The organism is Deinococcus sp. Marseille-Q6407, assembly GCF_946848805.1.
Lineage (GTDB): Bacteria > Deinococcota > Deinococci > Deinococcales > Deinococcaceae > Deinococcus.
In genome coordinates this window covers 194,303-208,874 of record NZ_CAMPFU010000004.1, presented here as the reverse complement: position 1 = coordinate 208,874, position 14,572 = coordinate 194,303, and the positions used below count along the sequence as shown (strand labels likewise).

Genomic DNA, 14,572 nt, shown 5'->3' with positions numbered 1-14,572 from the left:
CGGGTGACGCAATGTGGCAGGGCTTGCCCCCGCAGGTCAGCGGCCGGGGTCGTGGTGCAGGCGGCAGCGGGCTTCGTAACTTTCCTGGGCGCCGACCAGCACCACCGGGTCGTCGAAGCGGGCCGGCTGGCCGCCGATCAGGCGCTGCGAGCGGGTGGCCGGGGCACCGCAGACGGTGCAGATGGCCGTCAGTTTCTCGACGCTCTCGGCGCGGGCCAGCAGTTCAGGCATCACCCCGAACGGCTCGGCGCGGAAGTCCAGGTCCAGCCCGGCCAGAATGACCCGCACGCCCTGGTCGGCCAGCTCCAGCACCAGCGGAATCAGTTCGGGCCCGAAAAACTGCGCCTCGTCAATGCCCACCACGTCCGGCCGGGCCGGGCCGGCGCTCAGCAGTGAGCCTTCGCCGTTCAGCACGGCCCGCACGGCGGCGGCGTCGGGAACCGGCAGGGCGTCCAGCGAGCGCCCGGCGTGGCTGGCGACGGCGTCAGCGTGATAACGGTCATCCAGCGCGGGTTTGAACACCGCCACCTGCTGGCGGGCAATCACCGCGCGGTTGATGCGGCGAATCAGTTCTTCACTCTTGCCGCTGAACATCGGGCCCACGATCACTTCCAGGTGACCACCGGCGTAGGGAGATTTAAGCACGACCGCCAGTATAAGGAGCGGCCGGTAACAGGAGCGCCTAGAGCGTGATCACCTCACGCATCAGCTGCTCGGCCTCCTGCGGGTCGTGGGTGACCAGAATAACCGGCAGGTCGAGGTCGTCCAGTACGGCCACCAGTTCTTGGCCCAGCCCGCGCCGCAGCGCCGGGTCCAGCGCCGAGAAGGGTTCGTCCAGCAGTAGCGCCCGCGGCCGGGCCAGCAGGGTGCGGGCCAGGGCGGTGCGCTGCGCCTGCCCGCCTGAAATCTGGTGCGGGTAGAGGTCGGCTGCCGGGCGGAGGCCCAGCCGGTCCAGCCAGCGGCTCACCTGCGGGTCACGGACCCGGCGCGGCGGATTAAGCCAGCCCCGCTGCTGCCCGGACGCGATGTTCTGCGCTACGGTCAGGTGGGGAAACAGCGCATAATCCTGAAACATGTAGCCCAGCTGCCGCTGCTGTGGCGGCACCCACAGGCCGGCGCTGGTGTCCTGGAGCACCTCGCCCTCAAAAGCTAGCCGGCCCTGCCTGGCCCGCACCAGCCCGGCGAGGGTTTGCAGCAGCAGGCTTTTGCCGCTGCCCGAAGGTCCCACCAGCGCGGTGCGCCGCTCGCGCAGCTGACGGTCCACCTGCAGCTCGAAGCGGCCCGGCCCCCGGCCCAGCGTGGCCGTGAATTGCAGGTCCCAGACGGGCGGCATACCCCCTTCGCTGCCGGCCATCATTCCACTCGTCCCTGCGGCCGGGGAGGGGAGAGGCGGTGCGCCAGCAGCAGGGTGATGACGCACACAAGCGAAGTGACAGCCACCATCTGCGCGGCGGCGGCGTCCTGCCCGGCCTGCACCGCCTCGTAAATGCCGATGGAGAGGGTCTGCGTCTCGCCCGGAATACTGCCGGCAATCATCAGGGTCGCGCCGAACTCGCCCAGCGAGCGGGCAAAGGCCAACAGCAGGCCTGAAAGCAGTGCCCGCCAGGCCAGCGGCAAGGTGACCCGGAAAAAAGTGGCGGCCCGGCCGAGGCCCAGCACCCAGGCGGCCCCTTCCAGCTGCCGGTCAATGCCCTCGAAGGCAGCGCGGGCGGGCCGGAACACCAGCGGAAACGACACCACCGTGGCGGCCAGCACCGCGCCCCAGACGGTGAACACCAGCTGAATGCCCAGCTGTCCCAGCGCGGGCCCCAGTAGCCCCCGCTGCCCCACCAGCACCAGCAGGTAATAGCCCAGCACGGTGGGTGGCAGCACCATCGGCAGGGTCAGCAGCGAGTCGAGCAGGTTGCGTCCCGGCCAGCGGCTGCGGGCCAGCCACCAGCCGGCCGCCGTGCCCAGCACCAGATTGATGGCGGTGGCCCAGCCGGCCACCTGCAGCGACAGCAACAGCGGGGTCCAGGTGGCGGCGGGGTTGGGCATCGCCTGCCCAGCTTACGGCATTCGCACCCCAAAGCCTTTGTCGCCTCAGCGCAGTCCGGCGGCCTGCGCCGCACCCTCACTGGCAATGGCATGCAGCGGCAGGTCGTGCTGCTGGGCCAGGCGGTTGCACTCGTCGGCAGTCATGTCGCCCAGCACTTCCGGCAGCCGGCGGCCGTCCAGTAGCGCCTCCAGACGCCCGGCAAAGTGGGGCTCCAGCGCCGCCACGCCGACCCAGCCGTCCTTGAGCGCATACAGGCGGTAGCCAGGCAAGCGCCCAGACAGCCAGCCACCCTCTGCGGTCAGGCCGTGGCGCAGCGGCAGAGCCAGCCCCTCGGCCGCCTGCCGCAGACCCACCCGGCGCCAGCGTTCCGGGCGGCCACGCTCGCGCCCCAGCAGCAATGTTACGGCTGCGCGGGCGGCTTCGTGGGCGCCGCTCAGGTCGGCCAGCAGGCTGCGCGGCATCTGCGGCGGGGCCAGCAGCCCGGCCTGCAGCTGATAGGTGAGATCGTGCCCCGGCACTTCCGGCTCGGTCGTGTCGCCCACGATTTCCACCCAGCACAGCTGCGGGTTGAGGTCTGCCAGAGCCTCGCGGGTCACGCCCAGCCGCGCCAGGGCAGCCGGCCGCTGACTGGTGATCAATAGGTCGCTGCCGCTCAGCTGTTCGCGGAAAGCCTGCTGCCCACTCTCGGCGCGCAGGTCCAGCGTCAACACCGTCTGTCCGGCGGCCAGTTCGGCATAGAGGCCGGGCGCGGCCTGGGCCAACATGTCCCCGCCGGGGCCTTCCACTTTGGTCACGCTGAGGCCGTCGCGGAGCAGGGCGCTGGCCGCCACCGGGCCAGGGATATTGCCCGCCAGCGAGACGGCTTTCAGGCCGGCCAGAGGGCCGTCAGGCGGAAACGAACGGGTCAGATCAGGGGAGGAAGTGGTCAAGGGAGAACTCCTGCCTTGCAATGAGGCGAGTGGGGAAGGGGCCAGCCACGAGACTGGCAAGGCCAAAAGGGCGGCCGGCCGATACGCGGCAAAGCCCGAGGTGGGTTGTCAAGAACTCTCTGAACTTACCGTATCCGCGCGGAGCTTGGTCCGACTTGCTTCCACTGGCTCTCATCAGGTCCGGCTGCGCCCCCGGAGCCATGAGAAAAGCAGCAAGCCCAGCGGCACATTTTTTCTCATTGGCGGTGCTATGAATCGGTTATAGTCTCCGCCTTGATTCCCGGCGCCTGCCGGCCGCTCGCCGTCTGGGCGCAGCGGACAGACAGGTGGCCCACCACCATCTCTTTCAAGGAGTGACCCCATGACTGCCAACTCTCAACCAGCCGCCCGGCCTGAACGCCCTTTTGCCACCGTCAACCCCTACACCGGCGAAACGGTCAAGACTTTTCCTTTCCTGAGCAGCGAGGAAGTGCCGGCCGTGATCGAGCGGGCCGACCGCGCCTACCGCGAGTGGAGTGTGCGCCCGGTGCAGGAGCGGGCCGCAGCCGTGCGCCGCGCCGGCGAGCTGATGCTGGAGCGCACCGAGGAACTCGCTGCCCTGATCACCCTCGAGATGGGCAAGCTGCTGCGTGAAGCCCGGGGCGAGGTGGCCCTGGCCGCCAGCATCCTGAAGTACTACGGCGAGCAGGGCCCCACCTTCTTGGAACCCAGGACCATTCCAGTGCCGCAGGGCGAAGCGGCCGTGCTGCACGCACCGACCGGCGTGCTGCTGGGCATCGAACCCTGGAACTATCCGCTGTATCAGGTGGTGCGGTTCGCGGCGCCCAACCTGGTGGTGGGCAATACGGTGCTGCTCAAGCACTCGGAACTCTGCCCGCAGTCGGCGCTGGCCCTGCAACAGCTGTTTGGGGACGCCGGCGTGCCGCAGGGCGTGTACAACAACGTCTTCCTGCGAATCAGCGATGTGGAACAGGTGATTGCCCACCCCGCCGTGCAGGGTGTCTCGCTGACCGGCAGTGAACGCGCCGGGGCCAGCGTGGCCGAACTGGCCGGCCGGCACCTGAAAAAGTGCGTGCTGGAACTGGGTGGCAGCGATCCTTTTATCGTGCTGGACACCGGAGACCTGGACACCACCGTGCAGGCAGCGGCGGTTGGCCGCCTCAGCAACACCGGCCAGGCCTGCATCGCCGCCAAGCGCCTGATTGTTGTGGACGACCTCTACGACGACTTTGTCGCCAAGCTGGGTGCGACCTTCTCCGCGATGCAGCCGGGCGACCCGGCGGACCCGGCCACCCAGGTGGGCCCGCTGTCCTCCGAGCAGGCCGCGCGTGACCTGCAGGCCCAGGTGCAGGACGCCATTGATAAGGGTGCCACGGTGGTGGCCGGCGGTCAGCGCCCCGAGCATCCCGGCGCGTTCCTATTGCCCACCATCCTCACCGACGTGACCCCCGACATGCGGGCCTACCGCGAGGAACTCTTCGGCCCGGTGGCGGTGGTTTACCGCGTCAAGGATGAGGACGAAGCCGTGCAGCTGGCCAACTCGTCCGTCTACGGTCTGGGCGGCGCCGTGTTCAGCAGCGACACCGAGCGGGCGCAGCGGGTGGCCGACCGCCTGGAAACCGGCATGGTCTGGATCAACCACCCCACCTCGTCCTCGCCCGAGCTGCCGTTTGGCGGCGTCAAGCGCTCCGGCTTTGGCCGCGAGCTGTCGAGCATGGGCATGCTGGAATTCACCAACCAGAAACTGGTGCGCGTTTTCCCAGTCGAGAAAAAGCCCAGCCAAGTGGTCGGCTGAGCGGCTGACGGGTTGAATTGACCCGCCATGCCTAAGCGAGCCAGGATGTGTTGCCGGTCAAATGGCAGCAAATTCCTGGCTCGCTTGGTTGTATTGGTCCCCGAATCAGTTGCCCTTCTGGGCCGAACTTTGCTGGTCGGGCGCTGACAGGAAGCCGTATTTGTTGAAGATGCTTTGGGCCTGCGGGCTTTGCAGGAAGTCCAGCACCTCGGCAGCAGCGGCCGGCGCCGGGGCCTGCTTGAGCTGCGCCAGCTGGTATTCGATGGGCTGGTCCACCGGCAGATTGGCCACGACCTGCACCTTCTGCGGCATCAGGGCGGCGTCGGTGGCGTACACGAAGCCGGCCTGGGCCTCGCCGTGCGCCACCCAGTCCATGACCTGCCGCACGTTCTCGCCGTAGACCAGCCGTGGTTTCAGCTGCTCCCAGACGTTCAGCCTTTCCAGGGCGCTCTGGGCGTAGCGCCCGGCCGGCACGCTGTCTGGCTGACCGATGGCCACCTTGGCCTTGCCACTCTGGGCGCTGAGCCACTGCGCGGCCTGCTCGGCGCTCGCTGGCAGCGTGAAGGGCAGCTTTTCTCCCTGCGGTGCGATCAGGACCAGGCGGTTATAGACCAGCGTGTGGGCAGGGCCAGCCAGCAGCCCGGCGTCTGCCGCCTGCCGCATGGTCTTGGTATCGGCCGATAGAAACAGGTCGGCGGGGGCACCGGCCTTGAGCTGCTGGAGCAGCGCGCCCGACCCGGCCGCCGTGATCCGGACCTGGGTGCCGGGGTGCTGCTGCTGGTAGGCTTGCGCTGCCTCGGTGACCACCTCGCGCAGACTGGCCGCGACCGCCAGGGTCAGTGTGGTCTGCTCGCCCGCCGCGCCGCTGGCCGTCGCTGAAGCACTGCCGGTGTCTGTCGCCGCGCCGGAAGCGCTGGACTCGGAGGCCGACCGACCCACGCTGGCTGCCGAGGCACCCTGCGCATTCTGGCTCTTCTGGTCATTCTGCGGCGCTGAGCAGGCCGCCAGACACAGCAAGGGGAGCAGCAGACCGCAGCGCCGCCCCCAGGACAACTGGCCCCAGCTCACAGCTGACCTCCCGCCAGGCCCAGCAGCCGGTCAATCACCCGTTCGCCGCTGGCGCGGATGCCGCTGTGTTCATATTCGTCGGTGATGTAGGTGCGCAGGCCCGGCAGTAGTCCGGCCGTCTCACGCGAGAACTCAAACGGCACGAAAGCGTCGTCCACATAGATGGCCGCTGCCGCCGAAACCGGCACTTCCTGCAGGCGCTCGCGGTCGTATAGCGGGCCCCAGTGCCGAGCGGCCAGCAGCTCGGCCACCTCGCGGTAAGGGTGCAGCAGGGGATCACAGCGCAGAAAATCGCGGTGGACATGCTCGCCGGCCAGCAGGGTGGGGTCGGCGGCGAACTCGGCCGGCATGGTGCGCTCGGCGGCCCAGTTGGTCACCTGATCGTCGGCCCAGCAGGCTTCGTGCAGCACCAGATACAGCGGATTGCTGGCGTGGAAAGGCAGCATGGCCCTGACCCCGGCGCGGAACAGCGGCGAACTGGGCTGATGCTCCAGGAAAAAGTGTAGCCGCTCGGCTCCGCCGTCCGAGCCCAGGTGCATGCCCAGCCGCCGCAGCATTTCCGGGGTGATCTCTTCTTCCCGCTCGCTGCGGAGTGTGCCGGCCCCGGCCAGGTCCATCAGCCGGGCGACGCGGGGGCGGTCTTCCGGAAAGCGGCGGTAATACGCTTCCGACTTGCGCCGGAGTGTCTCCCAAGTACGGGCATAGACTTCGTCGATGTGGTGGCCCGGCGCGGGCAGGCCGCCAGTAAACAAAGCTGTTTCCACCGCTTCCGGGAACAGCGAGAGGTAGGTCAGGGTGCAAAAGCCCCCGAACGACTGCCCCAGCACGCTCCAGCGCTCGGCCCCCAGTGCCCGGTGCACCGCTTCGGCGTCGTGGACGATGGCGTCGGCGCGGAAATGGCTGAGATAGTCGGCCTGTTCTTCTGCGCTGCCTTCCAGCCGGCCCACCGGGGTGGAAAGGCCAGTGCCGCGCTGGTCGAGCAGCACCAGCCGGTAGTCGCGCAGCAGCCGCTGCTGCCAGGCCGGCAGGTCGTTCAGCGCTGCCGGGCGTGGCCCTTCCGAGCCGGGGCCGCCCTGCAGGTACAGCAGATAGGGCCGCTGTTCCCCATCCTGGGCCGTCACGACGCGGGCATAGATTTCGATGCTCTGGCTGCCGGGGACGGCATGGTCCAGGGGAACCTGAAGGCGCAGGTCCTGCAGGTGCAGGCCGGGCAGATGAAGGTGCATGGCCTTACTTTACGCTCCCAGGGCTTGCGGATGCTGGCACTGAACCGGCCCCTGGCTCCCGGTACTGGGCGGGCCTATCTCCGGCTGTGGCAGACGTAAGACCAGCTTGCTTTCTCTGCCACCGCCCGGCGAACCTCGGCCAGAAACTGCTCCGGCTGCTGGGTCTGCCCCTGGGCCAGCTCGGCCCGGCCGCCGCCCTTGCCCCCGCTGACTGTCAGGGCGGCTCGCAGCAGTGCCCCGGCATCCAGCTCAGGAACACCGCTGCCCACGCTGCAGCGCTCCCCGGCCACCGCCGCCCGCACCTCGCCGGCAGGGACTTCGCTCAGTGCTGCGGGCAGCAGTCCAGCATCCGGCAGGGACAGTACCCGCAGCTGCACGGGGCCATAGGCTTCGACCGGCGCCGCTGTAACCAGAGCGGCGGCCAGCGCCGCACGCAGCCGGCTCTGCTCGGCGGCCAGGCGGTCGCGCTCGCTGCGCAGGGCTTCTACCCGTTCCGGCAACTCTGCAACCCCGGTGTTGAAGCCCTGCGCCAGGGCGCGGGCCGAGCGGTACACTTCGCCCAGATACTCGGCCGCTTCCGGCCCGGCGCGGAAGGTAACCCGGGTCAGCCCCGCCCGGATGTGTTCCAGCCCCAGCACCGTGACCGGCGCCGCCAGGTTGCCGAGTGGCAGGTGGGTGCCTGCGCAGGCACTCACGTCGAACAGCTCACCTGCCGTGTCCCGGAAGATAACCAGCTGCACGTCACCGGTCAGCGGCGTGGCGCGGCGCAGGGGATAGCGGCCCAGTTCGGTGTGCGGCACCAGCTGTGTCTCTAGGGTCAGCGGGCCGGCCACCATCACTTCTCGCAGCAGTGCCTCGGCCACCTGGGCGTCCGCCTCGCTGGGGCTGCCGCGCAGGTCCAGGGTGCAGTCGGGTCCGCGCATGCCCACCGCCGCCACCTCGAAAGCCGGGTTTATGCGGGCAAAGGCCTGAGCCAGCAGGTGCTCGCCGGTGTGCCGCGCCATCTGCCGCAGGCGGCTGTGGGCGTCCACCTCGCCGCTCAGCTGGGTATCCACCGGGGGTAGCTCGCCCGCGACCGCGTGCCAGACCACCCCGCTGGCCTTGTCCAGCCGGGTGCCGGTCACCGTCCATTCCTCGGCACCGGCACGTAGCCAGCCCTGGTCACCATTCTGCCCGCCGCCCTGCGGATAAAAGATAAAAGGCTGAAGCGTCCAGGGCCACTTCACCTTCCCTGGCCGCTATTACCCGGGCATGGAAGTGCAGCTTGAGAGGCTCGGCGTGGTCCAGGCGGCGGGTGGGGGGCAAGGCAGTCATCTTCTGCAAGAGAAATCAAAGTGCCGATACAGCAAGCGCCTGAGAGGTGAATGCCAGCCATCCGCCCCAGGCGCTTGTCCCTTGCCGGACTTATTTGCCCAGCGTGACCAGGCCGTAGACCCATGACCCCTTGCCATCGGGGGAGAGGCGGTACTCGGCGCGCGGACCAGCCATAAACGGCAGCAGATTGGAGCGCAGGAACAGGTCGCCGCGGAAATAGTTCCAGTCGTTCTGCCAGTTGTGGGTGTAGCCGCCGCGTAGCGCACCGATGCCGAACTGTGGATCGTTCTGGTAAGGAACGCGGTAGGTGGCGTTCAGGTTGGTTTCCTCGGCGCGGCCCTGCCGGAAGTCGGGAATCACCGAGTCGCCGGTGGCAAAGCGCTCCAGGTGACTGGCTTCCAGCAGCAGCTGCGGGGTCGGCCGGGTGTTGGCGCTGACCACCACTTCCGCGCTGGCATGCACTTTGCCCTCAAAAGGATAGGTATAGAGCCGCGCCAGCGGAGCCACCCGGAAATTGACCTCGCCCACTTTGTCGTTGTAGGAGGTGCTGACCTGGGTGTAAGTGAACGGTTCGCGTAAGTCACCCGAGGCCGCCAGTCCAGCCTTGTTATAGACATACACCTTGTTGTCGAGGGTGGTAAAAGCGTAGCCGGCCGAAACTTCCGAGAGGCCTTTTTCCCGCAGCAGACCGGTGAACTGTGGCCCAGTGTAGGGATTATGACTGACTTCGACGCGGCGCACCTGATTCTCGGTGCCGATCAGGTAGGTGGTGTCGTTCCGCCGGGTGGATAGCAGCAGGTCCCAGCTATTGGGCCGCTTGGCAACCGTGAAACGGATATCGGCGTTGGTGGGCAGCGGAATGCCGTTCAGGCCGAGGCGGGTGATGTCGCTTTTGTCGTTCAGTTCAAAGATGGGCGAGGTGCCCCCGAAGCGGCCCAGATAGTTCTCGGGTACCCGGAATGGTGAGTTGTCCTGGGCAGCGGCGGCGGGCAGCAGGGCCAGCAAAGACAGCAGGGCAGTGCAGCGCAGACGAGCAATCATGTCTGCTATTGTGCCCTATTTTTCTGGCGTGTTCCTGACGATATGAATCAGCTTTGCCCGGCCGGAAGAACAGGGCTGCCCTTCCTGCCACTCCTTTTTTAGGCCCCCGGCCTTCTGCTAAGCTGCAAAAGGCTCAGACCGAGGGGAAGCCGGTGAGACTCCGGCGCTGTCGCGCAGCGGTATCTGGGGGAAGAACCCTCACAAGCCCGAATGCCTCCTGAGCCGGGCCGGCACTTTTTTTGTGCCTGCGCCCCCCTTCGCCGTCAAAGGGGCCCCAGCCGCCAGATGTTCTGTCTTCTTCCGCGCTGCAGCCTTTTTCGCTAGGGCCGGTTTTGCTGTGCGCCTGCCCCCGCGCCCGAGCCCAGCACCGAGGACCTTCTCTCATGCCCAAGACCAAGACTCTGGCCCACAAATCCCTGGCCCGCAAGTCCCTGACTGCCGCCCTGCTGCTGTCCGCGCTGGGGGCTGCCCATGCCACCACTTACCCGCTGACCGTGACCGATGACCTGGGCCGTAAAGTGGTGCTGAAAAAAGAACCCATGCGCATCGTAGCGATGCTGCCTTCTCATACCGAGACCCTGATTGCCATCGGTGCCGGCGGTAAGCTGGTGGGCATTGACGAGTACTCCAACTATCCCAAGAACGTGACCGCCCGGATTCCCAAGGTGGGCAGCGGATTTCAGCCGGACATTGAGAAAATCGTGGCGCTCCAGCCTGACCTGGTGCTGGCCGACGAATCCAGCTCCTCGCGGCTGACGGCCCGCTTGGAGGCCGCCGGCCTGACCGTTTATGGCGGCACCGCTCAGACCTACAACGAGGTCTTCCAGAAAATCGTGGTGCTGGGCAAGCTGACCAACCGCGAAACCGGCGCAGCCCGCACCGTGACCTCCATGCGGCGCGAACTGGGTGCCCTGGAGCGCACCGTGGTGAACCGGCCCAAGGTCAGCACCTACTACGAGGTGGACCCGGCGCCCTACTCGGTGGGCCCTAACTCGTTTATCGGCACCCTGATCACCCGCGCCGGCGGGAAAACCATCGTGCCGGCCAGCCTGGGCGACTTTCCCAAAATCGACCCGGAACTGATCGTGAAAAGCAACCCGCAGGTGATGATCGGCCTGAGCCTGAACGACGCCCGCCGCCGTCCCGGCTGGCAGAACCTGCAAGCTGTGCGCGGCGGCCGGGTGTACCAGCCCAGCGCCGAGGAGCGCGACGCCCTCTCGCGCCCCGGCCCCCGTTTGCCGCAGGCCATGCGCACCCTGATCCGGATGATTCATCCCGAAGCGCTCAAATGATGGACGACGCCACCCGGCAGCGCCGCGAGGCGGCCATGCGCGAGCTGGCAGAGGCGCGGGACAGCTACCGCAAGCGGGAGGACGTTTCCAAGGGTCGGCGCGGCCTGCTGCTGGTAAATACCGGCGACGGCAAAGGCAAAAGCACCGCCGCCCTGGGCCTGATGATGCGGGCCCACGGGCGGGGACTGCGCACCGGGCTGTTTCATTTTCTCAAGCACGAGGGGGCCAGCTTCGGTGAGCACCGCACCCTCGACCTGCTGGAGCTGCCCTATCAGGGCCTGGGCGACGGCTTTACCTGGCGCAGCCGCGACCTGGAGAATTCGGCCGCGCTGGCCGCTCACGGCTGGACGCTGGCCCGCGCGGCCATTGAGAGCGGCGAGTACGACCTGATCGTGCTGGATGAATTCACCTATCCCCTGACCTACGGCTGGGTGCCCTGGCCGGAGGTGGAAGCGGTGCTGCGCGGCCGCGACCCCGACTTGCACGTGATGATCACTGGCCGTAGCGCCCTGCCCGAGTTGATAGCCCTGGCCGACACCGTGACCGAGATGCGGGCCGTCAAGCATGCTTACGAAGCCGGCATCGGCGGACAGAAAGGCATCGAATATTGAGCGCGGCGCCGGCGTCGGTGTCGGTCCCGGCCCGCAGCGCTTTCGTGCTGGCGGCGCCCTCGTCGGGCAGCGGCAAAACCACGGCGGCGGCGCTGCTGTGCCTGGCGCTGCGGGCCTCCGGCCTGAGCGTGCAGCCATTTAAGCTGGGCCCCGACTACCTCGACCCGACCCACCTGGGCCGGGCCGCCGGGCGCCCGGCGCGCAATCTCGACTCGTTCCTGCTGCCGCCGGAGCGTGTAGAGGCGCTGTTCGCCCGCGCGGCCGGCACTGCCGATGTGAGCGTGGTGGAAGGGGTCATGGGCCTTTACGACGGCCTGGACCCCACCTCCGACGAGCATTCCACGGCCGCGCTGGCCCGGCAGCTGGGCCTGCGGGTGGTGCTGCTGCTGGACGCTGGCGGCATGGCCCGCACGGCGGCGGCGGTGGCGGCCGGGCTGCGTGATTTCGGTGCCGGGGTGGACCTGGCCGGCGTGATTCTCAACCGGGTGGGAGGCGAAGGCCACGCCCGGCTGTGTGAGGCGGCGCTGGCAGAGGTGGGCTTGCCGCTGCTGGGCTTCATCCCGGATGACCCCGCCCTGCACCTGCCCGAGCGGCACCTGGGCCTGCTGGCCGCCGAGGAAGCCGCCTGGGACGAGGCTGCTGCCTTGCAGGCTGCCCGCTTCCTGCGGCTGGACGCGTTGCTGGCCGCCACCCGCCTGCCCGCGCTGGCGCCGGCCGCGCCGCTGCAGTTCCCTGAACCCCGCGCCCGCATCGCTTACGCTTGGGACGCAGCCTTTTCCTTTTATTATCCCGACGCACTGGACGAACTGCGCCTGGCCGGGGCCGAGCTGTTGCCGTTCAGCCCCCTGCATGATGCGGGCCTGCCTGAGAATGTCGGCGGTCTGCTGCTGGGCGGCGGCTATCCCGAGCTGTATGCCGATCAACTGAGCCGCAATGTGTCCATGCGCCGGGCTGTGCGCGACTTTGCCGCCGCAGGCCGCCCGGTCATCGGCGAGTGTGGCGGGCTGATGTATCTGGGCCAGAGTCTGCTGGACCTGGAAGGCGCCGAGCACGAGATGTGCGGCGTGATTCCGGCCCGCACCCGGATGCAGCCGCGCCTCAGCCTGGGCTACCGCGAGGCCGCGGCTTTGCACGCCTCACCGTTGGCGCCGGCCGGCGCTGTGCTGCGCGGGCACGAGTTCCACTATTCCGAGCGGCTGGACCCGCCTTCTCACCCGGCCTACCGCTGGACCACCGCTGCCGGTGAAGTGGTGGAAGAGGGCCGCGCCCAGGGCAAGGTGCTGGCCAGCTATCTGCACCTGCACCTCGGCGCTGACCCGGCCCTGGCCCGGCGACTGGTGGAGGCGTGCTGCTGATGCGGAAGGCTACGCGAAGCCGCCGTGTGCTGTTGCTGGCCCTCGCCCTGGACACCCTGGGCGAGCCACCTGCCCGGCTGCATCCGGTCGTCTGGATGGGGCATTACCTGGGCTGGGCGCGTGGCCGCTGGCAGGGGCAGTCGCCGGGCACTCAGCTGGCCGAGGGTGCGGCCGGCTGGGCGCTGGGTGCGGGCCTGGCGGCCGGGGCCGGTCGGGCGGCCGCCCACTTGCCCTGGCCGCTGCAGGGCGCCCTGCTCAAGCCGCTGCTGGCCCGCCGCGCCCTTTTTGCCGCGGTGGACGAGGTGGCGGCAGCTTTGGTAGGCGGCGACCTGCCGGAAGCCCGCCGGCTGCTGGGCTGGCATCTGGTCAGCCGTGATACTGCTCCCCTCAGCGCCTCCGAGGTGGCAGGCGCGGCCATCGAAAGCCTGGCTGAAAACCTCTCCGACAGCCTGGTGGCCCCGCTGCTGGCCTACCGCGCCGGTGGCCTACCGCTGGCCGCCGCCTACCGCCTGACCAACACTGCCGACGCCCTGTGGGGCTACCGCACGCCTCAGCTGGAATGGGCCGGCAAAGCCGCCGCCCGCGCCGACGACCTGCTCAACCTGGCTCCGGCTCGGCTGACTGCCGTGTGCGCCCTGCTGGCTGGCGGGGGCCGGGGCTGGCGCGTCTGGGCACGGGTCCGCCGCCGGACTCCCAGCCCCAACGCCGGGCATCCCATGAGCGCTTTTGCCGGAGTGCTGGACGTGCGGCTGGACAAACGCGGCCCGGACGGAAAGCCACTCTACGTGCTGAATGCCGCCGGCCGCTCCCCAGAGGCCAACGACCTGCGGCGGGCGCTGGCGCTGGCCCGGCGGACTACGTTGCTGGCGGTGGTGGCTGTCCTGCTGCTGCCGGAGGAAAACCACTGATGACCCTGCCCCTCTGCTGCCCCGCGCTCCGCACGGCGGCCCCAGCGCTCAGCCTTTCAGCGGGCTGGATTTCAGCGTGAACAGCAACCCTTACGGCCCGAATCCCGTGCTGCTGGAGGCGGTGCAGGCGGCCGATCAGACCCGCTACCCTGACCCTGCCTACACCAGCGTGCGGGCGGCCCTGGCCGGGTGGCATGGTGTGGACCCTGCTGCCGTGGCTCTCAGCGTGGGCGCTTCCGACCTGCTGCACCGCTGCGTGCGGGCGCTCAGCCTGCCGGGCGAAAAGTTGCTCAGCCTGCACGCGCCGTTCGGGGAACTGGCACGGGCCGCCGCCCTGCAGGGCCTGCAGGTAGAGGTGATGGACCGGGTGCCGGCTGCGCTGTCCCCCGGCACCCGGCTGGTCTACCTGGGACAGCCACACAACCCCACCGGCCGCTGTCTGCCCCCCGCCGAAGTGACTGCCCTGGCCGGTGTCTGCGCGGCCGCCGGGGCCTGGCTGTTGCTGGACCTGGCCTATGCGCCTTTTGTGGGTGCGGAGCCGCTGCATCATCCGGCCGTCATTAACCTGCTGTCGCCCGGCAAGGCCCACGGGCTGGTCGGAGCCCGGCCCGCCTACGCCCTGGCCGACCCACCGCTGTGTGCCCGGCTGGACAACCTCGCCCCGGCCTGGCACTTACCGGCCGGCACGGCGGCCCTGCTTCAGGCACTGCCCAGCCCCGTTGCCCAGGCGTTCCTACACGTCACGCTGCCCCAGGTGCAGGCCAGCGCTGCGGCCCTGGCGGCGGGGCTGCGGCCGCTGGGCACGGTTGAGCATCACGGCACGCCTTTTCTGACGCTGGAGGTCGGAGACGCCGCTTCCTGCGTTGCCGCGCTGCTGCAACGGGGCCTACGGGTCCGCGACTGCGCCAGTTACGGGCTGCCGGGGCACCTGCGGGTCAGCACCCAGGGGCCCCGGCGGCCGACGCTGAATAGGTGGCGGCCCTGACCGAATTGTT

14 protein-coding genes and 1 riboswitch are annotated in these 14,572 nt (G+C 68.8%); of the genes, 6 read left to right on the top strand and 8 right to left on the bottom strand.

The window, feature by feature from the left end:
- Positions 1 to 36 precede the first annotated feature (36 nt).
- The 4 genes from OCI36_RS10750 to OCI36_RS10735 are packed head-to-tail and all read right to left on the bottom strand — an operon-like array spanning position 37 to position 2,967.
- The gene (locus OCI36_RS10750; protein WP_261665084.1) at positions 37 to 645 is read right to left on the bottom strand and encodes a thymidine kinase; all 609 of its coding nucleotides are present in this window, start codon (positions 643 to 645) and stop codon (positions 37 to 39) included.
- Positions 646 to 682: 37 nt separating this feature from the next.
- Positions 683 to 1,333: an ATP-binding cassette domain-containing protein gene (locus OCI36_RS10745; protein ID WP_261665083.1), complete on the bottom strand. Its 651-nt coding sequence runs from the start codon at positions 1,331 to 1,333 to the stop codon at positions 683 to 685.
- 20 nt (positions 1,334 to 1,353) lie between these two features.
- Positions 1,354 to 2,037, bottom strand: a complete 684-nt coding sequence (gene modB / locus OCI36_RS10740) for a molybdate ABC transporter permease subunit (RefSeq protein ID WP_261665082.1) — start codon at positions 2,035 to 2,037, stop codon at positions 1,354 to 1,356.
- Positions 2,038 to 2,082: 45 nt separating this feature from the next.
- Positions 2,083 to 2,967: a CoA transferase gene (locus OCI36_RS10735; RefSeq protein ID WP_261665081.1), complete on the bottom strand. Its 885-nt coding sequence runs from the start codon at positions 2,965 to 2,967 to the stop codon at positions 2,083 to 2,085.
- Positions 2,968 to 3,328: 361 nt separating this feature from the next.
- Here OCI36_RS10735 and OCI36_RS10730 point away from each other — a divergent pair, with 361 nt between their 5' ends.
- Positions 3,329 to 4,762: an NAD-dependent succinate-semialdehyde dehydrogenase gene (locus OCI36_RS10730; protein ID WP_261665080.1), complete on the top strand. Its 1,434-nt coding sequence runs from the start codon at positions 3,329 to 3,331 to the stop codon at positions 4,760 to 4,762.
- 105 nt (positions 4,763 to 4,867) lie between these two features.
- Here OCI36_RS10730 and modA read toward each other — a convergent pair whose 3' ends face one another.
- The 4 genes from modA to OCI36_RS10710 all read right to left on the bottom strand — a co-directional run bounded on the left by modA (position 4,868) and on the right by OCI36_RS10710 (position 9,411).
- A complete protein-coding gene (gene modA / locus OCI36_RS10725; RefSeq protein WP_261665079.1) occupies positions 4,868 to 5,779 on the bottom strand; it encodes a molybdate ABC transporter substrate-binding protein in 912 nt (303 codons plus the stop codon).
- 47 nt (positions 5,780 to 5,826) lie between these two features.
- Complete coding sequence (locus tag OCI36_RS10720) at positions 5,827 to 7,056, bottom strand: alpha/beta hydrolase (RefSeq protein WP_261665078.1); 1,230 nt, start codon at positions 7,054 to 7,056, stop codon at positions 5,827 to 5,829.
- A gap of 74 nt (positions 7,057 to 7,130) precedes the next feature.
- The gene (locus tag OCI36_RS10715; RefSeq protein ID WP_261665077.1) at positions 7,131 to 8,282 is read right to left on the bottom strand and encodes a DHHA1 domain-containing protein; all 1,152 of its coding nucleotides are present in this window, start codon (positions 8,280 to 8,282) and stop codon (positions 7,131 to 7,133) included.
- Positions 8,283 to 8,460: 178 nt separating this feature from the next.
- Entirely contained in the window at positions 8,461 to 9,411 is a 951-nt protein-coding gene (locus OCI36_RS10710; RefSeq protein ID WP_261665076.1) for a hypothetical protein, read from the bottom strand.
- A 90-nt stretch (positions 9,412 to 9,501) separates the two neighbouring features.
- A riboswitch (cobalamin riboswitch) is annotated at positions 9,502 to 9,653 on the top strand.
- Between the two features lie 141 nt (positions 9,654 to 9,794).
- Here OCI36_RS10710 and OCI36_RS10705 point away from each other — a divergent pair.
- The 5 genes from OCI36_RS10705 to OCI36_RS10685 all read left to right on the top strand — a co-directional run bounded on the left by OCI36_RS10705 (position 9,795) and on the right by OCI36_RS10685 (position 14,562).
- Positions 9,795 to 10,703: an ABC transporter substrate-binding protein gene (locus OCI36_RS10705; protein ID WP_261665075.1), complete on the top strand. Its 909-nt coding sequence runs from the start codon at positions 9,795 to 9,797 to the stop codon at positions 10,701 to 10,703.
- A complete protein-coding gene (gene cobO / locus OCI36_RS10700; RefSeq protein WP_261665074.1) occupies positions 10,700 to 11,314 on the top strand; it encodes a cob(I)yrinic acid a,c-diamide adenosyltransferase in 615 nt (204 codons plus the stop codon). The genes OCI36_RS10705 and cobO overlap by 4 nt, the downstream gene beginning before the upstream one ends.
- Positions 11,311 to 12,669 (top strand): cobyrinate a,c-diamide synthase, encoded by a 1,359-nt coding sequence (locus tag OCI36_RS10695; protein WP_261665073.1) that lies wholly within the window; start codon positions 11,311 to 11,313, stop codon positions 12,667 to 12,669. The genes cobO and OCI36_RS10695 overlap by 4 nt, the downstream gene beginning before the upstream one ends.
- Entirely contained in the window at positions 12,669 to 13,577 is a 909-nt protein-coding gene (gene cbiB / locus OCI36_RS10690; protein WP_261665230.1) for an adenosylcobinamide-phosphate synthase CbiB, read from the top strand. The genes OCI36_RS10695 and cbiB overlap by 1 nt, the downstream gene beginning before the upstream one ends.
- A gap of 76 nt (positions 13,578 to 13,653) precedes the next feature.
- Complete coding sequence (locus OCI36_RS10685; RefSeq protein WP_261665072.1) at positions 13,654 to 14,562, top strand: aminotransferase class I/II-fold pyridoxal phosphate-dependent enzyme; 909 nt, start codon at positions 13,654 to 13,656, stop codon at positions 14,560 to 14,562.
- Positions 14,563 to 14,572 lie beyond the last annotated feature (10 nt).